The sequence below is a fragment of the Methylobacterium sp. J-072 genome (assembly GCF_022829425.1).
In the GTDB taxonomy this organism is placed as follows: Bacteria; Pseudomonadota; Alphaproteobacteria; order Rhizobiales; family Beijerinckiaceae; genus Methylobacterium.
The window spans coordinates 1-23,376 of the sequence record NZ_JAKSYK010000105.1 but is presented as its reverse complement, the minus strand read 5'-3'; the positions used below and the strand labels follow the sequence as shown (position 1 = coordinate 23,376).

Below are 23,376 nucleotides of genomic sequence, written 5' to 3'. Positions count from 1 at the left end.
GAGCGTCGCGTTCTCGGGCCCGTAAGGCCGGAGACGGTGGCGACGCGGTGTCGGTCGCGGTCGCATTCCCAACGTCTGGGCGGACGAGCCGCGTCGGACGATCGCCAAATCCCTCGCCGGTCCGTGCATCGACCACGCCCGCCGTAATCTCCCGCGGATCGGCGTGGGAGCGTCACCCGTTTTGCAAGCGGGCTTCAGTTATAGAGATGACGACTGAATTGTATGAAGAAGTGGGATCACGATCGGCGCCCTCCGTGACCCACATCTATATAAATGCTTGCAGTTACTGCAAAGAGTTAGCGACATATATTCCGGAGGCACGCTTCGTCACCGATTCACGGCCGCGATACCCACCGCATCCTCTCCGAGGTCGCGGGCGGGGCCGGGCCCATCAATCCGTTCGCAGCCGCCGTGCGCGCCACACGCATGCCGATGACCATCACCGACCCGCGGCGCGACGATAATCAGACCATCCTCGCCAATCCCGCTTCGCCCGGCTGACGGGCGACACCCTCGAGAAGATCATCGGGCACAACAGATCCACGCCTTCGGAATGCTTCCTGAGGATGACGGCGACCGTCCGCTGGTAGCTCGGCTCGACCGTTACGCAAGACGATGTCTCCGCGCTGTATGAGCTTAGCGGATACGCCGAAGGCAAGGCCACATCTTGGGCGTAGAACCTCGTTCGCGACCTAGACGCGTGGAGGACCAAAAGCCTTGAACGGTCAGCCGTTTCTCGCACGGTCACGTTCTTGCGCTCTGAGGCTTTCGACGGAGCCGACAAACTTCCGTCTCCTACCGACAGACGTCCCGCGCTCGCACAACTCTCAAAGAACCTCGACCCGGGCTCCCACCGGGACGCGGTCGTAGAGATCCATCACATCCTCGTTCATCATCCGGATGCAGCCCGACGAGACCGACTGGCCGATCGTCCCCGGCTCGTTGGTGCCGTGGATGCGGTAGAGCGAGGAGCCGAGATAGAGGGCGCGCGCGCCCAGCGGATTGTCCGGACCGCCCGCCATGTGCCGCGGCAGGTCGGGACGGCGGGCGAGCATCTCGGCCGGCGGTGTCCAGTCCGGCCACTCGGCCTTGCGGGTGACGGTCTTGAGGCCGCTCCAGGCGAAGCCCGGACGGCCCACTCCGATCCCGTAGCGCAGAGCCCGCTGGCCGGGCTGCACGAGATAGAGGTGCTTGACCGCAGTATCGATCACGATGGTCCCGGGCCGCTGCGGCCCGGCGAACGCGACCTCCTGACGGCGGTATTCCGGGCCGACCTCCCGGGCGATGCGGGTCGGATCCGCCTGCGGCACACCGTAGACCTGCTGCGGCGGAGCGGCCTGAAACGGCTCCGGCTCGGCGGGCAGCAGCTCGCCGGAATACGCCGCGACCCGCTGCTGAGCCGCCGCGCGCTGCGGCCCGCCGCGGCCGCCGCCGCCAGCATGACCGGTCACGAGATACTCGATCAGGCCGCCACCATAGCCGCCGCTTTCGGCGTAACGCGCCTGCTGCGCCGCCACGGGGGCGCACAGCGAACCCGAGACCACGATCGCACAGAGACCAAGACGGACCGAGCCACGCATCGTCGGACGCTCCCGCGGGGGCAAGCCCCCCGATGCACGAACGATCCACCCGCGGCCGGCCGTTTCGGTGAATCAACATGGTGAATCACGCCGGTCGCGCAGGGTCCTCCCCGAGGATGCATAATTAGCGTGAATCGCTAGTAAAATGCCGCCGGCCACAACCACCGATAGGTCAAATGTCCCGCACGCATAGGAATCGACGGCAGGCGAGCTTGGCAGTCACAGTCCGCTAACCGATTGTGGTAGAGAGTTCGCACCACAGATCCTGAAGGCTCACGCCCCGACGATGACCCAGAAGCGCTATCGCATCGAAGACAGCCTCGGGCTTCCCGCGGTTTTGCCTGCAGCACCAAATCCGGAGGTCTCGAACGAGCGTCTGGACCAGATCCTGGGCGCGATCCTGGACCTGCGCCGCATCACCCAGATGAGCGCGGACGAGACGATCGAGACGTGCCGGCGGGAGCTGCACGACGCCTTGGCGATGCGCTCCGAGCTCGACCTGATGAAGGAGGCGATCACCCGGACCAAGTCCGAGCTGGCGACGCTCCACCGCTCGGAGAACAGCGGTAAAGGCATGCGCCGGGCAGCGGACGAGCTCGACGCGGTGGTCGAATCGACCGAGCGCGCCACGACGCAGCTGCTCAACGCGGTCGAGGAGATCGAGACGAATGCCGGCATGCTGTACACGGCGAATCTGCCGCCGGGCATGAAGCAGCACGTCGATATCATCCAGGAGCGGGTGATCTCGGCCTACGAGGCCTGCAACTTCCAGGACCTGACCGGCCAGCGGATCAACAAGATCGTCGGCGTGATGAAGTTCATCGAGGAGCACCTCGATCGGCTGATCGAGGCCTGGACGCAGCTGGACAGCTTCCGCGATCTCATCACCGTCATGCCGGTCCCGACCGCGCTGGACGACGAGAGCAGCCTGCTCAACGGGCCGAAGCTCGACGACGATCCGGGACACGTCGACCAGAACGACATCGACTCGCTGTTCGACTGATTCGGCCCGGCAGGGTCGGCGCGGCAATTTTGTCGGCCGACCCGGTCCCCCTCGGGGCCAGGAACGCTTAGATCTGCGGTATGAACCGCAGAGCCCTCTCAGACCTGCCCCCCGATACGTTCGACGACGGCCGCGACGCCGAGCGTGACGAGAGCGCGGGCGAGCCCGAGGCCGCGCTGCCAGCCGAGGATTCGCCGGAGATCGATTTCGATTTCGATCCGGGGGCGGTCCAGGCCGGCACCGAGGTGATCCGGCGCTTCTGGTCGACGCTGCCGAACTCGCCCGGCGTCTACCGGATGTTCGATCATCGCGGCGACGTCCTCTATGTCGGCAAGGCCAAGAACCTGAAGGCGCGCGTCGGCTCCTATGCCCGCGGCCAGGCGCATTCGAACCGCATCGCTCGGATGATCTCCCAGACGGCGGCGATGGAGTTCGTCACCACCGCCACCGAGACCGAGGCGCTGCTCCTCGAAGCCAACCTGATCAAGCAGTTGAAGCCCCGCTTCAACGTGCTGATGCGGGACGACAAGTCGTTCCCGTACATCCTGGTCACCGCCGACGGCCCGGCGCCGCAGATCGTGAAGCACCGCGGCGCACGGCGGCGGAAGGGCAATTATTACGGCCCCTTCGCCAGCGTCTGGGCGGTCAACCGCACGGTCAACGCCCTGCAGCGGGCCTTCCTGCTGCGCACCTGCACCGACAGCTATTACGAGAACCGCTCCAGGCCTTGCCTGCTGTTCCAGATCAAGCGCTGCTCCGGCCCCTGCACCGGCGAGATCGGGACCGACGATTACGCCACGATGGCGGATGCCGCCCGCGCGTTCCTCGCGGGCAAGTCCAACGCCGTGAAGGACCGGATGCGCGCCGAGATGCAGGAGGCGTCCGAGGCGATGGAGTTCGAGCGCGCCGCCCGCTACCGAGACCGGATTGCGGCGCTCTCGGCGATCCAGGGGGTGCAGGGCGTGAACACGCAGGGCGTCGAGGAGGCCGACGTGTTCGCCCTCGACGAGCAGGCCGGGCAGTTCTGCATCGAGGTATTCTTCTTCCGGAACTTCCAGAACTGGGGCAACCGCGCCTACTTCCCGAAGGCCGACCGGTCGATGACACCGGAGGAAGTGCTCGGCTCGTTCATCAGCCAGTTCTACGACGACAAGCCCGCGCCCCGCACGGTGCTGACCAGCCACCCGATCGAGGATGCCGAGCTGGTCGCCGCCGCCCTGTCGAGCCGGGTCGATTACCGGGTCGAGATTCACAAACCGAGCCGCAGCGAGCGGAAGAACCTCGTCGAGTATGCCCAGCGCAACGCCAAGGAGGCGCTGGCCCGGCGGCTCGCCGACACCGCCTCGCAGGGCAAGCTGCTGGCGGCCCTGGGCCAGGCCTTCGGCATGGACCGGACGCCGCGGCGGATTGAGGTCTACGACAACTCGCACATCATGGGCACGAACGCGGTGGGCGGGATGATCGTCGCCGGCCCGACCGGGTTCATGAAGACGCATTACCGCACGTTCAACATCAAGTCGGAGGAACTCACCCCGGGGGACGATTACGGCATGATGCGCGAGGTCCTGCAGCGGCGCTTCAAGCGCCTCGTCAAGGAGGCGCCGCGCACCGAGCGGGAGGCCGCCGTCGCAGCCGCCGAGGGCGTGGACGCGCAGCCGGTCCCGGCGCCCGCCGAGGACGGCGAGGCGTTTCCCGCCTGGCCGGATCTGGTGCTGATCGACGGCGGCAAGGGCCAGTTGGATGCCGCCCGCACGGCGCTCGACGAGATCGGGGTCTCGGATGTCCCGCTGATCGGCATCGCCAAGGGTCGCGACCGGGATGCCGGGCGTGAGACGTTTTTCGTGCCGGGCCGGCCGCCGTTCAAGCTTCCACCGCGCGACCCGACCCTCTACTTCGTGCAGCGGCTGCGCGACGAGGCCCACCGCTTCGCCATCGGCAGCCACAGGGCCAAGCGCAAGCGTGAGATGATCAAGAATCCCTTGGACGAGATCGCCGGCATCGGCCCCAGCCGCAAGCGCGCGCTGCTGCACCATTTCGGCACCGTGAAGGCGATCGAGCGGGCCGCCTTCGAGGACCTGGCCAAGACCCCCGGGGTGAATGCCGCGACCGCCCGCGCGGTCTACGATTTCTTCCATGCCGGCGCCTGAGGATCCCGTCGTCTCGGCCGCGCCCGCGGTCGAGACGTTGACGCCCGGGCCAAGCTCTGATTTCACCCCGGCCATGAACGCCGTCCTTCCCCGACGACGGTCGCCGGCCTGGACGCTCGCGAATTGCCTGACCTACGGGCGCCTCGTGGCGGTGCCGGTGATGGTCGCGCTGCTGTTCTGGCCCGACTCGCACACCGCGCGTTGGACGGCGCTGGGCGTCTTCGTGGCGGCCGCGATCACCGACTACCTCGACGGGTACGTCGCGCGGACCTACCACCAGAGTTCGGCGCTGGGCCGGATGCTCGACCCGATCGCCGACAAGCTGCTGGTTTCGGCCTGCCTGCTGATGCTGGCGGCCGACCACACAATCGTCGGCTCGTCGGTCTGGGCGGCGATCGTGATCCTGTGCCGAGAGGTGCTGGTCTCCGGCCTGCGCGAGTACCTCGCCGAGCTGAAGGTCGGCGTGCCGGTCAGCAAGATCGCCAAGTGGAAGACGACCGTGCAGCTCGTGGCGCTCGGCTTCCTAGTGGCCGGCCCCGCGGGCGAGCGGGTTCTGCCCGGCACGGAGGCGATCGGCCTCGCGCTGCTGTGGCTCGCCGCCGCCCTCACGATCTGGACCGGCTGGGACTATATGCGGGCCGGGATTAAACACGTGATCGACGACCCGCGCTGACGGCGCGGTCCGCGATCCCTTTCCGGCACGGTGACGCGATGAAGCTCGTCTATTTCGCCTGGGTCCGCGAGCGGATCGGCCGCGCCGAGGAAGAGCTGGCCCCGCCGCCGGAGGTCGCCACCGTCACCGATCTGGTCACTTGGCTGCGCGGGCGCGGCGAGGAATACGCCTACGCCTTCGAGGATCCGGGCGTCGTCCGCGCGGCCATCGACCGGGCCCATGCCAAACCAGATGCGATGATCGCAGGCGCCGGCGAGATCGCGTTCTTCCCGCCGATGACCGGCGGCTGACAGCCTGTTTGACCAATCTGTCCCATCCTTGCCCTCATCCTGAGGCGACGGAGCGAAGCGGAGGCCTCGAAGGAGGTCTCCAGCCGGCCGCGCGATCCCTGGAGGGCTCCTTGGAGGCTCGCTGCGCTCGCACCTCAAGGATGAGGGGAGAGATTGGGATATCGTGTGCTCGGACCCGTTTTCCGACCGAGATCGCGACGTCAAAGAGGCTCTGAGCCCGCGGAAATCCCGGCACGTAGTCCGCCGCTCTTGAAAGAAAGGCGGTCCCGGGGTCTTTCACGGTGTCGCTCCGGCCGCGTTTCAAGCCGAACGGCACGTGGGCCGAGCCGCGTTCCTCTACGGGTTCGGCCCGCTTTTCAGCATCGTGTCCAACCACCAGAAATTGCGGAACGCTCAAGCTGGGGCCGCCGTTACTCGGGACCGAAATCGGATCCGGAGTTTCCTATGCGCCAGACGTTCCTCGCGGCCGCCGCCCTGCTCAGCCTCGGCGCCGCCGCCCAAGCCCAGACCACCGTGATCGAGCGCGACCGGCCCGCCGTGGTGGTCGATCGTCCGGCCACCGAGTCGAAGTCCGTCACCGTCCACGATCACGGCGACGGCTGCGTCACCAAGACGGTGCGCAAGGAAGACGAGATGGGCGACTCGAAGACCGTCAAGAAAGAAACGTGCGACTGAGCACGGCGTCGCATCGGGCGATTGGCATCGGAAGGACGGCGCTCGTCGCCTGATTCGATGACACCGAAAGAACATAGCAAAACAGCGACTTAAGGCTGTACCCGATCGGATCGCAATCGGGTACAGCGCTCGGCAGCGGGCAACACCGTCCGCCCCAGCCGGGAAGGATACGCCGATGTCGAGCGACGCCCAGATCGTCGAGACCCTCTCGAAGGTCACCACCGCCACGATCACGACGATCCTGCTGAAGAAGGGCCTTCGCAATGTCTGGCTGCGCGGCACCCGGCCGTTGAGGCCCGGTCAGCCCCGGATCGTCGGCCGCGCCTTCACGTTGCGGTTCGTTCCAGCGCGCGAGGATCTCGCTACCCCCGAATCGTGGTCGTCACCGACCTCCACACGGGCGGCGATCGAGGCGATGCCGGCCGGCTGCATCGCGGTCGTGGACGCGATGGGCGTCACCGATGCCGGCATCTTCGGCGACATCCTGTGCGCGCGCATGGCCAAGAAGGGCGTGGCAGCCCTGGTCACGGACGGCGTGGTCCGCGACGTCGCGGGGGTCCTGGGTACCGGCCTGCCGGTCTGGTGCCAGGGCGCGGCCGCCCCGCCCTCCGTGGCCGGCCTGACATTCGTCGCCTGGCAGCAGCCGATCGCCTGCGGCGGCGTCGCGGTGTTCCCCGATGACGTGATCGTGGTGGACGAGGACGGCGCCGTGCTGATCCCCGCGGCCCTGATCGACGCCGTGATGGAACTCGCCCCGGAGCAGGAGCGCTTCGAGGGCTGGATCATGGAGGAGGTCGGCAAGGGTGCGGCGCTCCCGGGCCTCTACCCGCCAAACGCCGAGAACAAGGCACGCTACGAGGCCAGCAAGGGCTGATCGGCCGGTCTCGCAACAAGTCGGTCGTCACACCTCCACCATGACGAGGCCCCTAAGCCGGCCTTCACAGGCGTCGTGCAGGGCGCGGGGCGCGTTCTCCAGCCCCGCGACCGTCGAACAGGCGAAGTGGAGCCCCGCCTCGCGCTGCCAGGCGATCCATTCCGGGAACGCCTCCGCGCTGTCCCGGTCGGCGCTGTAGCCGCGCAGGGTGACATCTCTGAGGATCAGCTGGAACGAGTCGAGTTCCACCGGGGCGACGATGCTGGCGCCCGCGACGTTCAACTCGGCGGTGAGCGCACCGAGCAGGACGAACCGCGCACCCGCGCGCGCGGCGGCAGCGGCAGCGGCCAGCTGCTCGCCGCCGACCATGTCGACGAACACGTCCACGCCATCGGGCGCCGCCGCTCTCAGCTGATCCGTGATCGAGCCCCGATTGCGCAGGATCACCGCGTCATAGCCGAGATCGGTCGTCATCCAGTCGGCCTTGTCCTGGGTGCTGGTGCTGCCGATCACCCGCGAGGCGCCGAGCCGGCGGGCGATCTGCCCCGCCATCGACCCGATCGCCCCCGCACCGCTCGAGACGAAGACCGTGTCGCCCGGCCAGATCCGGATGCCGCGTGTTAGGGCGGCATAGGCGGTCCAGCCATGGCCGAGATAGGCCGCCGGCTCGATCGGCCCCCGGCCCAATGCGACGCAGCTTCCGGCATCGACGACGGCATAGTCGCGCCAGCCCAGGGGATGCGAGACATACGTGCCGACCTCGAACCCACTGCCGGCCGGGCAGGCCACGACCTCGCCGATTGCACCATCCGCCAGCGCATCGCCGGGCTTGAGCACCGGGAAGGGAATGCCCTCGACCGCCTGCGCATCCGGGTTGGCCATCAGCCGCGTCGAGATGGAGATGCGGAACCAGCGATTGCGTACGACCAGATCGTTCGGGCCAGCTTCGGATAAGGCAGTCTCCACGATGGTGAGATCGCGCGGCTGGATCATCCCATCGGGATAGGCGAGGAGCCGGACTTCGCGGCAACGCTCGACTGGACAGTGCATGGCGTGTTCCGAGATGGGGTTTGCGGCGCGCGGGCAAAGCCGCAGCCGCCGGGGCAACGCCGGCCTAACAAAATGACTGGCGGTCAGTCAATTATGATCTGCGGAGTTCCGCTCAACGTTGTGCTCGCCGCTACCGGGGCCCCGCCCAGCCCCTTTCCATCCCGGCGATATCCGGCCAGGCAGGGGCCGAACGCCCGCCCGTCATGAGATCGCTTCGTGCCGACCAAGCCCAAGCCGAGAACCACGCCCAGGACCAAGCCCCCCCAGGAACGGCGCGAGGATCTGATGAACGCCGCCGAGCGCCTGTTCCTCGATCAGGGGGTCGCCGCGACCACGATCGAGCAGATCACGACCGGGGCGGGCGTGGCGAAGGGCAGCTTCTACCTGCACTTCGCCTCGAAAGAGGATGTGGTCGAGGGCCTGCGCCGGCGCTTCGTCGCGCGATTGCTGGGCACCATCGCGGCCGCGGTCGAAGAACAGCCGGACGGGGACTGGAGCGGGAAGCTGGCGGCCTGGGCGACGGCTTGCGGCCGCGGGTACGCCGCATCCGCGCGCCTGCACGACATCGTCTTCACCGACGTGCCGCCGCCCAACCAGGACGGTCTGGCCGACAACGTCCTGATCGACCATCTGGCGCAACTGCTCGCCGATGGCGGCGACGCGACGACCTGGGCGATCGACGACGCGCGTTTCACGGCCGTTTTCCTGTTCAACGCCCTTCATGGCGTCATCCTGGACGCCGCCAGGAAAGGGCAAGCGGACGCGATCGAGCCCAAGATCGTGGCGCATTGTTTTCGGCTGGTAGGGCTGGAAACCGCGTGAGCGGCGCGGCCTGATCTGCCGGCTATCGAGCACCCCCTCGCGATCGGAGGCGTGCGCATCCCTTGGCGGTGGAATCCAGAGAACGCGCCGCCGGCCGGCGGGCTTCGCCGAGGCTCTCGTTGCGCCGAAGTCATTCAGGATATGGTCTAAGTCAAAAAATCCCCATTTGAGGCATCAGAAGAAAATATTTCAGCAATGATTGCCGATCTACGTGAGGCACGATTTCATCTGATCAGAAATCGATTCCTTGGTCTCTTGGATTGGGTGAATTCAACAGCAAGAAACGGGTTGCCTGCTCCCGAAGCGGACCCCTAGGCTCGGATCGACCTGTTGGAGATCCGCTATGTCGCCCGCCGGAAACCGCTCCATGTCCGCGCCCGAATGGGCGATGCTGCTCGCCCTGTCCGACCTGTGGGGCGGCTCGTTCTTCTTCACCGGCATCGCGCTCTCCGAGCTGCCGCCCCTCACCCTGGTCGTCCTGCGGGTCGGGCTCGCCGCGCTGATCCTGAACCTCGTCCTGCCGCTGACCGGGCTGCGCCTGCCCCGCGGGCTCAGGATCTGGACGGCCTGCCTCGGCATGAGCCTGCTGAACAATGTCCTGCCCTTCTGTCTCATCGTCTGGGGGCAGACCCATATCGCGTCCGGCCTCGCCGCCATCCTCAATGCCACGACGCCGCTCTTCACCGTCATCGTCGCCCACCTGCTCACCGCCGACGAGCGGATGACCGGCAACCGGCTCGCGGGGGTGCTGGTGGGCTTGGGCGGCGTCGCCGTGATGGTCGGGCCCACGGCGTTGGCCGGGCTCAGTGCCGGCCTCCTGGCGCAACTCGCCGTGCTCGGCGCGGCCCTATCCTATGCCTTCGCGGGCGTGTTCGGGCGGCGTTTCCTACGCCTCGGCGTGCCGCCGCTCGCGGTGGCGGCCGGACAGGTCACGATGTCCACGCTGGTGTTGCTGCCCGTGGCGCTCGCAGTCGACCGGCCCTGGACCCTGCCGATCCCCGGCGCGCCCGTCTGGGGTGCGGTCTTCGGCATCGCGACGCTGTCCACGGCGCTCGCCTACGTGCTGTATTTCCGCATCCTGGCGCGGGCGGGGGCGACGAACCTCTCGCTGGTCACCTTCCTGATCCCGGTCTCGGCCATCCTGCTCGGGGCGCTGGTGCTAGGCGAGCATCTCGAGCCGCGGCACTATCTCGGCATGGCGCTGATCGGCTGCGGCCTGGCGGCCATCGACGGCCGGCTCCTCCGCCGCGTGTCGCGGGTGACTCGTGAGCTTAATTCGCGCCTCAGCGCCAGCCCGCGTCGATGAAGTAATTGTGCCCGGTGCACATCCGGGCGTCGTCGGAGGTCAGGAACAGGACCAGGGCGGCGACGTCGGAAGGCTGGATCCGGCCGTCCAGGCACTGGGAGGCGACGATCTCGGCCTCGCCCTCCGGGGTGTACCAGCGCTCCTGACGGGGCGTCTGGACGTTGCCGGGCACGATGGCGGAGACCCGGATGCCGTCACGGCCGAGGTCGCGGGCGAGCGCCCGGGTCATCCCCTCGATCGCCGCCTTGGCGGTCTGGTAGAGCGGCATGTCCTTCAGCCCGAGATGCCAGCTGATCGAGCCGAAGTTCAGGATCACGCCGCCGCCGGCCCGGCGCATCGCCGGCACCGCGGCCTGCGCGGCGAAGAACAGGTGACGCAGATTCACCGCCATCCGGTCGTCCCAGTAGGCCGGCGTCACGTCTTCGAGCTTGTGGCGGTCGTCGTTTCCGGCGTTGTTGACCAGCACGTCGAGGCCGCCCAGCGCCGTCTCCGCCTCCGCCACCAGGGCGCGGACCGCCTCGACATCGGTGAGGTCACAGCGCCGGTAGAGCGGCGGATGCGCCGCGCCCGGGGAAAGCCGCGCGACCAGCGATTGCGCGGCCTCATCGGCAATGTCGCAGAACGCGACGCGGGCGCCCTGGGCGACGAAGGCTTCGACCAGACCTTCGCCGATCCCGGAGGCGCCGCCCGTCACCAGGATGCGTTTGTCGCGCCGTGACGGGTAGATGGCGCGCGTCGAGGAAGAGGACATCGGCAATTCTCCGAAGGCTGAGGCGTCGCAGAATCACGAACCCTGCGAAGGCTCTTCGAAGAGTCGAGGTTTAGCGGGTCGCGACAATCTTGTCCCGATCGCCGGCCCGGATGCCGAGGGTCGGCAACCATTGTCCAAACGTTAACGCTTTCGGAATCAGATCGGCGCGTCTTCTAGAAAGGAACACGCGATGCCGCTTCGCCTCGAACTCAAGCCGTTCGAACGGCTGATCATCAACGGCGCCCTGATTCGCAACGGCGACCGACGCTCGACCTTCCTGATCGAGACCCAGTGCAAGTTTTTGCGCGAGAGCGAGATCATCACGGAGAGCGAGGCCGACACGGCCTGCAAGCAGATCCACCTGACCCTGACGGTGATCTACCTCGCCGACGACCCGGCGTCGGGCATCGACCTGTTCTTCCGGCAGGCCGCGGAGCTGATTCGGCTCGCGCCGGCGGCGGCCCCGCAGATCGCCGCCATTGCCGAGGCCGTGGAGGCCGGGACCTTCTATCCGGCGATCAAGCTCGGCCGGAAGCTCGTCGAGTGGGAGAGCGCGGCTTTGGCCCAGGCGGCCAAGCCCCCGGAGCCCGGCGCGGCCGCCTGACCGCGCCGAAACCCGATCTCAGCCCGGATTGCCCTGGAGGCCGGCCGCGATCTCGTTGTTGATCGCCACGAGGTTGGCGATCTTCTCCGGGGTCGGGTCGATCATCGTGTCGAGGCAGTTGCGCAGCACGAACACGCCCAGATTGCAGATGCCCTGCTTGATATCGACCGGCAACGGGTTCTCGTCGGCGGTCGCCTCGGAGGCCAGGATGGTCCAGACGCGCTGGTTGAACGACAGGGCCTCGTTGAGCTGCTTGGTGTTGCCGGTGGCGAGCCCGTGGCTGGCGCCGATCAGCTGCTGGGCCGCCTTGATCAGGACCGCCGATTCGGCCTCGCGCGGCGTCAAGGGAGCCGACCGGGATGTCCGGGCATAGGCGTTGGCGGCGTAGTTCATAGGTGGTCCAGCCCCCGTCATCAGACCTGCCGGGCGGGCAGGCTTGCGTGTAGCTGTCGCAGATCAAGTGTTAAGGCCACGTGAGCATGCGGTCCGCCATGATCCCGCCGGGTTGGACAGGGACCAGAGATTGTGGCCCCAGAAAACCGGCCTCCGGATCGCGTCAGAGATGTTGAATTTCTTCCTCGGAACAGTGGCTGGTGGTCTGATCGCCGCCGTTCTGACCATCGCGGCGGCCCGGCAACCGGAAGTCCAGTCGCGCCTCGGCCTGAGGCCCGCGCCGGTGGTGGCGGCCCTGGCCGCCGTCCCGAAGCCGCGCGAGCCGGATTGCGCCAAGCCGGCCGAGGGCCCGACGGTGGGCACGCGGGACATGCTGTTCAACCGCCAGCGGTTCTGGTCGGTGGCGCCGTGACCGGACGGGCGGAGTCATAGATCGGGCTCGGTCGTAAGCGCCACGGTCGACGCAGAGGATCAGGGCCAGACGGAACTCAGGAAGGCGGCCCTGCATCGGTCGATCCATCCGCCGGCCGTCACGCCGTGCAACGACCCGATCCGCCGGCTCCGAGGATGAAGGATGTGGGCGACCGCGCCCCTACAGCAGCGTCCCCCGCAGGATCAGCAGCGCCACGGAGAAATAGATCACGAGCCCGGTGACATCGACCAGGGTCGCCACGAACGGGGCCGAGGCGGTGGCGGGGTCGAAACCGATCCGTTGCAGGATGAACGGCAGCATCGAGCCGGCGAGCGAGCCGAACATCACGATGCCGACGAGAGCCGCGCCGACCGTGGCGGCGACCAGCAGCCAGTGCTCGCCGTAATCGTAGAGGCCGAGCTTCTGCCAGGCCACGATCCGGATCACTGCGATCACACCGAGGATGCTGCCGAGCACGATGCCGGTGGGCAATTCACGCAGGGCCACCCGCCACCAATCGCTGAGACGGATCTGGTGCAGCGCCAGCGCCCGGATCAGCAGCGAGGTCGCTTGGCTGCCGGAATTGCCGCCCGAGCTCATGATCAGCGGGATGAACAGGGTCAGGACGATCGCCTTCTCCAATTCGCCCTCAAAACCCTGCATGGCCGAGGCGGTGAGCATCTCCGAGAGGAACAGCGCGCACAACCAGCCGGCGCGCTTCCGGATCATCGTGAAGAAGCCGATATCCATGTAGGGCTCGGGCAGCGCCTCCATGCCGCCGAAGCGCTGCACGTCCTGGGTCTGCTTCTCGATCATGGCGTCGATCATGTCGTCGACCGTGACGATGCCGATCACGTGCCCGACCGCGTCGACCACCGGCAGCGCCAGCAGGTCGTATTTCGAGATCAGCCGGGCGGCCTCCTCGCGGCTCGCGGTCGGCGAGACGGCCAGCGGCCGCCGGCCGGGGGCGACGCTGAGCACGTTGTCGTTCGGGTCGCCCGAGATCAGCCGGCGCAGGGGCACCGCCTTGGTGAGCGCCCGGGTGCGCGGGTCGAGCACGAAGATCGCGTAAATGGTCTCGCGGGTCTTCTCGACGTGGCGGATGTGCTCCAGGGTCTGGCCCACCGTCCAAGTGCCCGGCACGGTGACGAACTCGGTGGTCATCAGCGAGCCGACCGTCTCCTCGCCGTAAGCCGACAGGCGGTCGACGGCGCCACGGGTCTCGGCGTCGAGGCGGGCGCGCAGGTCGGAGCGGCCGGGCTCCTCGATCTCCCGGAACACGTCCGTGACCCGGTCGGCCGACATGCCCGAGAGGTAGGCGGCCACCCGGTCGCGCGGCAGCATCTCGATGATGTCGGCGGCGCAGTCGAGCTCCGGCTGGTCCAGGACCTCGATCGCCCGCTCCATCGGCAGGCCGAGGATGATCGCCGCGGCGACCTCGGGGGCCTCCTCGTTCAAGGCCTCGACGATGTCGGGGGCGCGCTCGTCCGACAGGCGCGCGGCCAGCACGGACGGGTCGACGCGCGCGTCGATGGGGGCGATCTCGTTCATGGCCTCGCCTCGCGGGTTACGAGACGGCGCGCCGCCGGTCTTGCTGGCTCTCAGGGCCGCGACCGGTCAGCCACGCCGCGCACCCCGCGGCCGGGCCCCTCAGCGGCTCAGGCGGGATGACGGCGCGTCGCCGGGCACGGCAGGCACGATCGGTCTGGCACGTCGCTTCGCTGGTCGATGCTGAAAGGGAGCGCGGCGCCCCCCGGATGGCGGCCCCGCACGGCTGCCTCGTGCCCCTGCGGGAAAAATCCGTCAAGCCGAAACCGGCCTCCGTCCCGGGCCCGTTTCACGCGCGCGGCACGCTGTGGCCGGGACGCCGCGGCCAGGGACGACCGAAGCGGGTCAGGCGCCTATGAGAAATATAAGTGTTGTGCTCACTTGTATTGCGTCCAAGATATTGCCTATATGGATCTCAGCAACAACGAGGAGAGACGCCATGGCTTGGTCTGCCCCGATCGTGTCCGAGATCTGTGTCGGCATGGAAGTCACGAGCTACGAGTCGGCCGAGATCGACACGTTCAACTGAGTCGACTCAGTCCCTGGATCGCTGTAGATCCTGGGATGGCGGTCTTAATCACCAAACATCTATTCCTTGGAGGAAATCATGGCCTGGTCCGCTCCCGTCGTGTCCGAGATCTGCGTCGGCATGGAAGTCACGAGCTACGAGTCGGCTGAGATCGACACGTTCAACTAAGACGTTCCTCGGACGTTTTTGGGCGCCGCTTCAGCTGAAGCGGCGCTTTTTGTTTGTGGGGTGTCCCGCTGGGCGATCTTGATCGCCGGCGGCACTTCGGATTTCTTAGCCCCGACCTCATCCCTCGGCGCTCGCGTGCAGCGGACGCCGCCCGGGATCCTTCGAGAAGTCGTGGCGCTCTCCCAGACGGGGGCGCCGGTCCTTTAGGGTCGGGCCATGCACGTCCTGCTCACCGGTTCCTCCGGCTGGCTCGGCCGGTTCCTCGCCCCGCGCCTGCGGGCCCTCGGCCATCGCGTGACCGGCCTCGACCTGGCCCCCGGGCCCGAGACCGATCTGGTCGGCTCGGTGGCGGATCGGAGCCTGGTCAGCCGGGCGTTCGACCGGGGCATCGAGGCGGTGATCCATGCCGGCGCCCTGCACAAGCCCGACATCGCGCGCTACCCGGCCCAGGCCTTCGTCGACTGCAACGTCACGGGCACGCTGAACCTCCTGGAAGCGGCGGTGGCGGCCGGCAACGACCGGTTCGTGTTCACCTCCACGACCTCGCTGATGATCAGCCAGGCGATCCGTGAGGAAGCCGGCGAGGCGGCGATCTGGCTGGACGAGACCAGCGGGCCGCTGGCGCCGCGCAACATCTATGGGGTGACCAAGCTCGCCGCCGAGGGCCTGTGCCGCCTCACCGCTGCCGAGCGCGGGTTGGCCTGCGTGGTCCTGCGCACCGGCCGGTTCTTTCCGGAGGAGGACGACACCCATCGGGACCTCTCCGGCGAAAACCTGAAGGCGAACGAGTTCCTGAACCGGCGCCTGACCGTCGAGGACGCCGCCGAGGCGCACGTCGCCGCGCTGATGCGGGCGCCCGCGCTCGGGTTCGGCCTGTTCATCCTGTCCGCGCCGACGCCGTTCGACCGCGCCGAGGCCCGGGACCTGAAGCGGGACGCGGCCGCCGTCATCGCGCGCCACTTCCCCGACGCCGCCGCGCTCTACGCCCGGAGGGGCTGGACGCTGCCCGCCAGCATCGGCCGGGTCTATGAGTCGCGTCTGGCCGAGACCGCGCTCGGCTTCCGCTGCCGGACCGGCTTCGCCGAAATCCTGGACGCCCTGCGGGACGGGCGGCCCCTGCCCTTCGCGCACGACCCGTCCTACGTGTCGCCGAAAGAGAGCGGATACGACGGCCCGGCCTTCGGTCCCTGACGCGCCTTCTGCTCAGGCCGAGCGGAGGCACACATTGGGGTCGGCGGGATACGCTGGAGACACCGCGGCTCTCCCTCCCCCCTCTGCGGGGGAGGGAGCGCGCACCTGCCCTTCCGGACCAGGATCTGCCGGTACCGGCATGGCACCAGAGTGAGATGTGCGAATGTCGTAGCCGTGATCATGCCTCGGGTGCAGAAGGCGCGGGTCCCCTCTCCCGTGCGGGAGAGGGACAGGGTGAGGGATGCGACCTCTCCGGAAAGACCTGGTCCCTCACCCCAACCCTCTCCCGCACGGGAGAGGGGGTGCGTCGCGGCCTGCAACAACGCTTGTGTTTCAAGTCTGTGTAGCCCGTAGCCGCAAGGGGGAGGAGCGCGCGCCGCGCCTTTCGCCGTGCGCTGTGTGAACATCGGAGCCCCTCAGGCCACGAACATCCCGGCGATCGCCGCGCTGGTGAGGTTCGACAGCGTCCCGGCCAGGATCGCCCGCAGCCCGTAGCGGGCGACTTCGGCCCGGCGTTCGGGGACGAGACTGGAAAAGCTCGCGAGCTGGATCGCGATCGAGGCGAAGTTGGCGAAGCCGCACAGGGCGAAGCAGACGATCGCCTGGGAGCGCGGATCGAGGGCGCCGCCCTTCAGGCTCGGCGACAGGTTGGCGTAGGCCAGGAACTCGTTGAAGGCGAGTTTCTGGCCGATCGCGCCGCCGACCAGCGTGGCGCTGTCCCAGGGGACGCCCAGGAGCCAGGCCAGCGGGGCGAGCGCCCAGCCGAGCACGCCCTCGATCGAGGCCGCCGGAAAGCCGGCGAGGCCCCCGAGATAGCCGACGATCCCGTTCGCGAGGGCGATGAGGCCGACAAAGGCGATCAGCATCGCGCCCACCGAGACCGCTACCGCGAGGCCCTTCTGGGTGCCGTCGGCCGCCGCCTCGATGATGTTGGCCGCCCGGGTCTCGCCGAACTCCACGCGGGTGGTGGCGATCCGGGTGGGCTCGGTGGAGGGCATCAGGATCTTGGCGTAGAGCAGCCCTCCGGGGATCGCCATCACGGAGGCCGCGAGCAAATAGGTCATCGGCACGCCGAGCGCCGCGTAGCCGGCCAGGATCGACCCGGCGGTGGAGGAGGCGCCGCTCGCCATCACGGCGAACAGCTCCGCTCCGGTGAGCAGCGGCAGGAATGGGCGCAACGCCACCGCGATCTCGCTCTGGCCGATGGCGATGGTGATCACCGCCGAGAACGATTCGATCGGCGAGGTGCCGAGGATCCGCCGCAGCACGGCGCCGAGGCCCCGGGCCAGCGCCTGCATCACGCCGAGATGGTACAGCACCCCGATCAGCGCCGAGACGTACAGGATCTGCGGCAGCACCCGCAGGGCCAGGATGAAGCCGGAACCGCCGAACAGCTCGAACATCTTTGGCTCGACCAGCCCGCCGAACAGGAACGCCGTGCCGCGGTCGCCGTAGGAGAGCCCCGTCGCCACCACGTCGGCGGCGGCCTTCAGTGCGGCCTGCCCGGCGGGCAGGAACAGGACCAGGGCGCCGAGCCCGACCTGCAAGGCCAGGGCGGTGAGCACGACCCGGGGGCGGATCGCACGGCGGTTGGTGGAGAACAGGGCGGCGATCGCCAGCAGCAGCAGGACGGAGAAGCCGGCATGGATCAGTCGGTCGGGCATCGGTTCCTTGGGTCTCGAGCTTGGCCGCCGGATGGAAGGTTCGGGCCAAGTCCCCGTCAACCCGGGCGATCGGCCCCGAGGTAGGGGGCGAACAGGTCGCTGACCTGCGCGAAACCCCAGTCGAGATCGGCCTGGGTCAGCTCGGTGTTGCCCTGGAGCCGGTGGCTCATCCAGTGGCTGGAGACGATCCAGGCATTGTCGATGAGCCGCCCGAGGGCGTCCGGTTCGATCCGCAGCCGCCCGGCCCGCACGGCCGCCTCGAACACGCCGCGGGCGAGCGCCTGCGTCCGCACCCGCAGGGCATGGACCCGCGGGCGCAAAGCCGGGGCGATCTCCACCATGGCGATGCCGTCGCGGTAGACGCAGCGATAGCGCCAGATCAGGTCGAACCAGCCGCGCTGATAGGTGAGCAGCGCCTCGGGAGCGGCGGGATCGGCCGGCATCCGCCCGGCCACCGCCTCCGCCTCGACCTCGAAGGCGGCAAACAGCGCCTCCACCAGGCCGCTCTTGCGCGGAAAGTGGTACTGGAGGTTGCCCTCCCGGATCCCGGAGGCGGCGGCGATCTCCGCCGTGGTCACCCGGCCGAGGCCGCGGGCGTTGAACAGCGCGAGGCTCTGCGCGAGGATTTTTTCCCGCGTCCCCGTGGGTCGCTCCAGGCCTTCGCCCCCCTGCCCTCTTCGGCCGTCGCCCTTCAGCATGATCTCCAAATCCGATCTAGGGTATTCACCCTAGACAATCCGCGCGGTGGAGGCTATCCCCGTGCGGTCGTCGGGCCTGCCCGGCGGAACGGGAGGCGAGGCTTGGCCCAGAAACTCCAACTCGCGGGCGCGGTGGTGCTCATCACCGGCGCGGCGAGCGGCATCGGCGCCGCCCTGGCGCTGGGCTTGGCGGCCAAGGGCTGCAGCCTTCTGCTGGTGGACCGCGACGCGGCGGCCCTGGAGGCCGTCGCCGGCAAGGCCCGCGCGGCCGGCGCCGCGGTGGAGACTCAGGTTCTCGACCTCGCCGACGCCGAGGCGATCCAAAAGCTCCCGGACTGGGCCGAGGGCCGCTTCGGCCGCCTCGACATCCTGATCAACAATGCCGGCGTGGCGCTGGGCGGGCGGTTCGACGAGACCCATCTCGAAGATTTCGAGTGGCTGATGGACATCAACCTGCGCGCCGTCGTGCGGATGTGCCATGCCTTCCTGCCGATGCTGCGCGCCCGGCCGGCGGCCCAGATCGTCAACCTGTCGAGCCTGTTCGGGTTGATCGCCCCGCCCGGCCAGGTCGCCTACGCCACCAGCAAGTTCGCGGTGCGCGGCTTCACCGAGGCCCTGCGGCACGAATATGCCGGCACCGGGCTCGGGGTCACGGTTGTCCATCCGGGCGGCGTCGCCACCGCCATCGCCCGCAGCGCTCGGGGCACGCGGCCGCCCACCGACCCGGAAGCGGCCGAGCGCGCCCGGGTCGAGGACGAGAAGGCCCGGGAGGCGTTCGGCAAGCTGCTGACGCTCTCGCCCGAGGACGCTGCGGCCGCGATCATCCGCGGCATCGAGCGCCGGCAGCCCCGTATCCTGATCGGCAAGGACGCGAACAGCGCGGCCCTGATCCAGAGGCTGATGCCGTCGGGCTACTGGAAGACGATCGTGCGCCTGTCCGGCGGGAAGGTCTGAGATGGCGAGCCTGCGTGCGTATCTCGGCACCTGGATGGTCCGCAACAAGGTCCGCGGCCCCCTGTCGAAGGCCCGGGACGCGGCCGCGTTCCGCCGGATCTTCGAGGCGCCGGCCTTCCCCGACCCCAAGGGCGTCACCTACGAGCCCGGCACGGTCGGCGGGGTGCGGGGGGAATGGGTCCGGCCGAAATCAGGGGCCGGGCTGCGGATGCTGTACATCCATGGCGGCGGCTTCATCGCCTGCTCGCCGCGGACCCACCGGCCCGTCACCGGGGCGCTGGCCCATCGCGGCTTCACGCTGTTCGTCCCCGACTATCGCCTCGCCCCCGAGCACCCGTTCCCGGCGGCGGTCGAGGACGTGATGGCGGTCTGGCAGGCGTTCAGCGCCGAGGGGCCGGCCTGCGTCGCCGGCGAGTCGGCCGGCGCCAACATGGCCCTGGTGCTGATCGGCGAGGCGCGGGCGCGCGGCCTGCCCCTGCCCTGGGCCGCGGCCCTGTTCTCGCCGGCCACCGACTTCGTCTCCGAGGACGGCTCGCGGCACACCAATGCGTGGCGCGATGCCATGTTCGACCCCGGGGCGCTGGCGGTGATCCGCACCATGTATCTCGGCAAAGCCGACCCGGCCGATCCGCGGATCTCTCCGATCAACGCCGACCCGACCGGCTACCCGCCCCTGCTGTTCCATGTCGGCGAGCGCGAGGTTTTGCGCGACGATTCCATCCGCATGGCCGAGAAGGCCCGGGCGGCCGGGGTGGTGACCGAGTTGAAGGTCTTCCCGGTCGTGTCGCATGCCTGGCAGTTCGCCGCGCACATGCTGCCGGAGGCGCGGGCCTCCCTCGACGAGGCCGCCGACTTTCTGAAGGCCCATGCCCCGCAGAACGCGGGCGGATCGGGGAGTGCTTCGCGATGAGTGCGCACGCAACCGCCCCTGAGACCCTGGAGGTCCTGATCGTCGGCGCCGGCTTCTCCGGCCTCGCCATGGCGATCCGCTGCAAGCAGGCCGGGATCGGTCCCCTGCGGGTGATCGAGAAGGGGGACGATATCGGCGGAACCTGGCGGGAGAACACCTATCCGGGTGCGGCCTGCGACGTGCCCTCGCACCTCTACTCGCTGTCCTTCGCCCCCAAGGCCGACTGGACGCGGATGTATGCCCCGCAGCCGGAAATCCAGGCCTATCTCCGCGAGACCGCCGAGCGCCACGGCCTGACGCCGCTGATCCAGCTCGGCACCGCGTTCTCCGGGGCGACCTGGGACGAAGCCCGCGCCCTCTGGCACGTGGAGACCGATCGCGGGCCTTTGACGACCCGTTCGATCGTCTCAGCCATGGGCGGTTTGCACCATCCGGCCTATCCCGCACTGCCCGGCCGGGACGTCTTCGCGGGTCCGGCCTTCCACACGGCGGCGTGGGACCATTCGGTCGACCTGACGGGCAAGCGCGTCGGGGTGATCGGCACCGGGGCGAGCGCGATTCAGGTCGTGCCGGAACTCGCCAAGGTCGCCGCCCACCTCACCCTGTTCCAGCGCACCCCGCCCTGGATCATGCCCAAGCACGACCACGCCATCGCGGAGGCCACGAAGGCGCGCTACCGGCGCCTGCCGCTGCTCCGGCAGATCGAGCGGGCGCGGCTGTTCTGGCTGCACGAGCTGCGCGCGCTGTTCGGCTTCACCAAGGTCTCGAAGCTGACCAAGCAGGCCGAGGGCCTGGCCCGCCACCACCTCGCCAAGGCCGTGAAGGACAAGGACCTGCGGGCGAAGCTGACGCCGAACTACCGCCTCGGCTGCAAGCGCGTGCTCATTTCCGACACGTATTATCCGGCCCTCCAGCGCCCGAACGTCACGCTTGAGACCGCCGACATCGCGCGGATCACCGAGTCCGGTGTGACCACGGCGGACGGCACCGCCCACGAGCTCGACGTGATCGTCTACGCCACCGGCTTCGACGTGACCGGCAGCTTCGCCCGGATGAAGCTCGTCGGGCGCGACGGCCTGCGCCTGGCCGATGCCTGGGCCGGCGGCGGGATGGGCGCCTACCAGGGCATCACGGTCGCCGGATTCCCCAACTACTTCATGCTGCTCGGGCCCAATACCGGGCTGGGGCACAACTCGATCATCGCGATGATCGAGGTTCAGGTGCAGCACGTGCTCGACTGCTTGGCGGCCCTGCGCCGGGGCGCCCGGGACATCGAGGTCCGCCCGGAGGCGCAGGCCCGGTTCCTCGACCGGATCCGGACCCGGCTCGCCGACAGCATCTGGCAGGCGGGTGGCTGCCGCAGCTGGTACCTCGATGCCCAGGGGCGCAACACGACCCTGTGGCCCGACTCGGTGATGGCCTACCGCCGCAGCGCCCGGCGGGCGCGGATGGCGGATTACCGGCTGGGGTGAGACCCGCGCACGTTCAGCGGACGAACGCCTGCGTCAACAACCTGCGCACCGGGCGATCGTACAAACGATCCAGCGCATAGGCGATCCCGATGCACACGAGCACGGCGAGCATGGCGACGAACGCCCGGCGATCCTCCAGGTGAAGGATCTTCATGAAGCCGACCATGAACTGCAGGATCGGAACATGGATGGCGTAGAGGGGGTATGACAGCGCACCGGCGACTCTGAACAGCGCCCGTTCCTTGCGATAATCCGAACAGGCCGCGAGATAGATGATCGCCGGCAACACGACGAGGATCGCGAAGATATCGAATTCCGGGCCGATATCCGGCACGAACAGGACGGCGATGAGCAGAACCGCCGCGATTTCGGGCAGAAAGCCGCCGCGATCAGGTTCTGGCCGGTACCGCCACAGGACGACACCGATGAAGAACCCAAATCCAACCCGGGCGAGACCGCCCGGATAGGTGGGCCAGGTGGCGCCTATATCGGCCGACCCATTCTCGATGGCGAGAACGGTGATGCTGATCGCGGACACAAGCACCAGAAGCAACAGGATCGACGACCGCGCTCTGTAGAAGAACGCGGCCCAGACGATGTTCATGAGCATTTCGAGGGACAAGGACCAGAGGGGCGAATTGGTCGTGAAGATCGTGTCCGTCGGCGCCGGACTCGTCCATGGCTTCGGCAGCAAGGCAGCATTGAACAAGGTTCCAATGGTGATATCCGCCAACCCGTATTGCGAATAGTTCTGAACATAAAATCTCATCAAGAAATAAAGACTGCCGACCAACAGTCCCAGCACGCTGAGCGGAAGCATCCGGATGAGTCTCAGCCGCATAAAATCACTGAGCGGCATGACGCGGAGTCGACCCGCATAGGCGTGGGACAAGACGAAGCCGCTCAGGACAAAGAAGAAATCGACCGCCAGATAGCCATGCGGCGCGAGCGGCAAATCGATGATCGACAGATGGAAAAGCATAACCCCGACTGCAGCAACTCCTCTCAGCCCATCCAAGATCTCATATCGCACCTGTGGCGTCATACTTCCGAGCCTAAATGTAACAACATATCATCATATAGACTGACATAACCCGGAAAATGTCAAGTTTGACACGGCACAAACTCTATTCAATGTCTGGAGCTTTTGTTGGCATCGCTACAACACGTCGCAGCCGGCTCCGCTCACCGATTCCGTCGACACATAGGCTGCTCCCGATGATCTCGGAGCCAGCCCTTTCGAGGTGTTTGGCACAGCGTTCGGGCGAGACGCGACACGCTTTCCTCCCCCTTGCGGCTACGACGTTCACACAACTCCCCTTGGTGCCATGCCGGTACCGGCAGGTCCTGGTCCGGAAGGGCAGGAGCGCGCTCCCTCCCCCCTCTGCGGGGGAGGGTGGCCCCTGCGTCAGCAGGGGTCGGGAGAGGGGAACCCGGCTTCCGGATGAAGCAGAGCAGGCGTGAGGGTAAGCGCTCTATCCTGCACCGTCGCTCCCCTCTCCCGACCCCCTTCGGGGGCCACCCTCCCCCGCAGAGGGGGGAGGGAGAGCCGTGGTGTCTCCAGCGTATCCTGCCGACCCAGATGTGTGAATTCGCTAGCCCTTGTGGGGAGGAGTTGGAGGTGGGGGTGGTCCAGAAGGCGCCGTAACGCTTGATCCTGCA

Annotated in this window: 24 protein-coding genes; 16 read left to right on the top strand and 8 right to left on the bottom strand. The window is 68.1% G+C overall.

The window, feature by feature from the left end; all coding sequences use genetic code 11:
* Positions 1-827 precede the first annotated feature (827 nt).
* A complete protein-coding gene (locus tag MKK67_RS11810; RefSeq protein WP_243964723.1) occupies positions 828-1,580 on the bottom strand; it encodes a L,D-transpeptidase in 753 nt (250 codons plus the stop codon).
* Between the two features lie 286 nt (positions 1,581-1,866).
* Between MKK67_RS11810 and MKK67_RS11805 the strand changes: the two genes are divergently transcribed.
* The 6 genes from MKK67_RS11805 (at position 1,867) to MKK67_RS11780 (ending at position 7,242) form a co-directional block, all read left to right on the top strand.
* On the top strand, positions 1,867-2,583 hold the full coding sequence (locus MKK67_RS11805; protein ID WP_243964721.1) for a protein phosphatase CheZ: 717 nt from the start codon (positions 1,867-1,869) through the stop codon (positions 2,581-2,583).
* 80 nt (positions 2,584-2,663) lie between these two features.
* Positions 2,664-4,730, top strand: a complete 2,067-nt coding sequence (uvrC, locus tag MKK67_RS11800) for an excinuclease ABC subunit UvrC (protein ID WP_243964713.1) — start codon at positions 2,664-2,666, stop codon at positions 4,728-4,730.
* 73 nt (positions 4,731-4,803) lie between these two features.
* A complete protein-coding gene (pgsA, locus tag MKK67_RS11795) occupies positions 4,804-5,403 on the top strand; it encodes a CDP-diacylglycerol--glycerol-3-phosphate 3-phosphatidyltransferase (protein WP_163006196.1) in 600 nt (199 codons plus the stop codon).
* A gap of 38 nt (positions 5,404-5,441) precedes the next feature.
* The gene (gene moaD / locus MKK67_RS11790; protein ID WP_243964711.1) at positions 5,442-5,693 is read left to right on the top strand and encodes a molybdopterin converting factor subunit 1; all 252 of its coding nucleotides are present in this window, start codon (positions 5,442-5,444) and stop codon (positions 5,691-5,693) included.
* A gap of 444 nt (positions 5,694-6,137) precedes the next feature.
* The gene (locus tag MKK67_RS11785; protein ID WP_243964703.1) at positions 6,138-6,368 is read left to right on the top strand and encodes a hypothetical protein; all 231 of its coding nucleotides are present in this window, start codon (positions 6,138-6,140) and stop codon (positions 6,366-6,368) included.
* 175 nt (positions 6,369-6,543) lie between these two features.
* Positions 6,544-7,242, top strand: coding sequence for a ribonuclease activity regulator RraA (locus MKK67_RS11780; protein WP_243964701.1), 699 nt, complete (start codon positions 6,544-6,546; stop codon positions 7,240-7,242).
* Between the two features lie 27 nt (positions 7,243-7,269).
* On the opposite strand, the gene MKK67_RS11775 is transcribed toward MKK67_RS11780, so the two are convergent.
* Positions 7,270-8,292 carry an MDR family NADP-dependent oxidoreductase gene (locus tag MKK67_RS11775; protein WP_243964695.1) on the bottom strand — a complete coding sequence of 341 codons (1,023 nt, stop codon included), beginning with the start codon at positions 8,290-8,292 and terminating at the stop codon, positions 7,270-7,272.
* Positions 8,293-8,577: 285 nt separating this feature from the next.
* On the opposite strand from MKK67_RS11775, the gene MKK67_RS11770 reads away from it, so the two are divergent.
* Both MKK67_RS11770 and MKK67_RS11765 read left to right on the top strand, forming a co-directional pair.
* Complete coding sequence (locus MKK67_RS11770) at positions 8,578-9,114, top strand: TetR/AcrR family transcriptional regulator (protein ID WP_243964682.1); 537 nt, start codon at positions 8,578-8,580, stop codon at positions 9,112-9,114.
* A gap of 343 nt (positions 9,115-9,457) precedes the next feature.
* Positions 9,458-10,420 (top strand): DMT family transporter, encoded by a 963-nt coding sequence (locus MKK67_RS11765; protein ID WP_409568394.1) that lies wholly within the window; start codon positions 9,458-9,460, stop codon positions 10,418-10,420.
* Here MKK67_RS11765 and MKK67_RS11760 read toward each other — a convergent pair.
* A complete protein-coding gene (locus MKK67_RS11760; RefSeq protein ID WP_243964678.1) occupies positions 10,398-11,171 on the bottom strand; it encodes an SDR family NAD(P)-dependent oxidoreductase in 774 nt (257 codons plus the stop codon). The genes MKK67_RS11765 and MKK67_RS11760 overlap by 23 nt on opposite strands.
* A 190-nt stretch (positions 11,172-11,361) precedes the next feature.
* Between MKK67_RS11760 and MKK67_RS11755 the strand changes: the two genes are divergently transcribed.
* Positions 11,362-11,775, top strand: coding sequence for a flagellar biosynthesis repressor FlbT (locus MKK67_RS11755; protein WP_243947442.1), 414 nt, complete (start codon positions 11,362-11,364; stop codon positions 11,773-11,775).
* Positions 11,776-11,793: 18 nt separating this feature from the next.
* Here the strand turns inward: MKK67_RS11755 and flaF are convergent, their stop codons facing one another.
* Positions 11,794-12,168: a flagellar biosynthesis regulator FlaF gene (gene flaF, locus MKK67_RS11750; RefSeq protein ID WP_243964676.1), complete on the bottom strand. Its 375-nt coding sequence runs from the start codon at positions 12,166-12,168 to the stop codon at positions 11,794-11,796.
* 169 nt (positions 12,169-12,337) lie between these two features.
* On the opposite strand from flaF, the gene MKK67_RS11745 reads away from it, so the two are divergent.
* Positions 12,338-12,580 (top strand): hypothetical protein, encoded by a 243-nt coding sequence (locus MKK67_RS11745; RefSeq protein WP_243964670.1) that lies wholly within the window; start codon positions 12,338-12,340, stop codon positions 12,578-12,580.
* 180 nt (positions 12,581-12,760) lie between these two features.
* Here MKK67_RS11745 and mgtE read toward each other — a convergent pair whose 3' ends face one another.
* Positions 12,761-14,131 (bottom strand): magnesium transporter, encoded by a 1,371-nt coding sequence (gene mgtE, locus MKK67_RS11740; RefSeq protein WP_243964668.1) that lies wholly within the window; start codon positions 14,129-14,131, stop codon positions 12,761-12,763.
* 436 nt (positions 14,132-14,567) lie between these two features.
* Between mgtE and pqqA (MKK67_RS11735) the strand changes: the two genes are divergently transcribed.
* The 3 genes from pqqA (MKK67_RS11735) (at position 14,568) to MKK67_RS11725 (ending at position 16,016) form a co-directional block, all read left to right on the top strand.
* A complete protein-coding gene (gene pqqA, locus MKK67_RS11735) occupies positions 14,568-14,657 on the top strand; it encodes a pyrroloquinoline quinone precursor peptide PqqA (protein WP_007559223.1) in 90 nt (29 codons plus the stop codon).
* 78 nt (positions 14,658-14,735) lie between these two features.
* Entirely contained in the window at positions 14,736-14,825 is a 90-nt protein-coding gene (pqqA, locus tag MKK67_RS11730) for a pyrroloquinoline quinone precursor peptide PqqA (protein WP_007559225.1), read from the top strand.
* Between the two features lie 216 nt (positions 14,826-15,041).
* The gene (locus tag MKK67_RS11725; protein ID WP_243964658.1) at positions 15,042-16,016 is read left to right on the top strand and encodes an NAD-dependent epimerase/dehydratase family protein; all 975 of its coding nucleotides are present in this window, start codon (positions 15,042-15,044) and stop codon (positions 16,014-16,016) included.
* 416 nt (positions 16,017-16,432) lie between these two features.
* On the opposite strand, the gene MKK67_RS11720 is transcribed toward MKK67_RS11725, so the two are convergent.
* Together MKK67_RS11720 and MKK67_RS11715 are read right to left on the bottom strand one after the other, a co-directional pair.
* Entirely contained in the window at positions 16,433-17,680 is a 1,248-nt protein-coding gene (locus MKK67_RS11720; RefSeq protein ID WP_243964655.1) for a NupC/NupG family nucleoside CNT transporter, read from the bottom strand.
* Between the two features lie 56 nt (positions 17,681-17,736).
* A complete protein-coding gene (locus MKK67_RS11715; RefSeq protein ID WP_243964653.1) occupies positions 17,737-18,378 on the bottom strand; it encodes a TetR/AcrR family transcriptional regulator in 642 nt (213 codons plus the stop codon).
* Positions 18,379-18,480: 102 nt separating this feature from the next.
* Here MKK67_RS11715 and MKK67_RS11710 point away from each other — a divergent pair, with 102 nt between their 5' ends.
* Genes MKK67_RS11710 through MKK67_RS11700 form a run of 3 tightly spaced genes read left to right on the top strand, consistent with a single transcriptional unit; the run spans position 18,481 to position 21,714 of the window.
* Entirely contained in the window at positions 18,481-19,332 is an 852-nt protein-coding gene (locus MKK67_RS11710; protein ID WP_243964646.1) for an SDR family NAD(P)-dependent oxidoreductase, read from the top strand.
* Position 19,333: 1 nt separating this feature from the next.
* Entirely contained in the window at positions 19,334-20,242 is a 909-nt protein-coding gene (locus tag MKK67_RS11705) for an alpha/beta hydrolase (RefSeq protein ID WP_243964637.1), read from the top strand.
* Positions 20,239-21,714 carry a flavin-containing monooxygenase gene (locus tag MKK67_RS11700; protein ID WP_243964628.1) on the top strand — a complete coding sequence of 492 codons (1,476 nt, stop codon included), beginning with the start codon at positions 20,239-20,241 and terminating at the stop codon, positions 21,712-21,714. Before MKK67_RS11705 ends, MKK67_RS11700 begins: the two co-directional genes overlap by 4 nt.
* A gap of 13 nt (positions 21,715-21,727) precedes the next feature.
* On the opposite strand, the gene MKK67_RS11695 is transcribed toward MKK67_RS11700, so the two are convergent.
* Complete coding sequence (locus MKK67_RS11695; protein ID WP_279601589.1) at positions 21,728-22,759, bottom strand: acyltransferase family protein; 1,032 nt, start codon at positions 22,757-22,759, stop codon at positions 21,728-21,730.
* Positions 22,760-23,376: the final 617 nt, after the last annotated feature.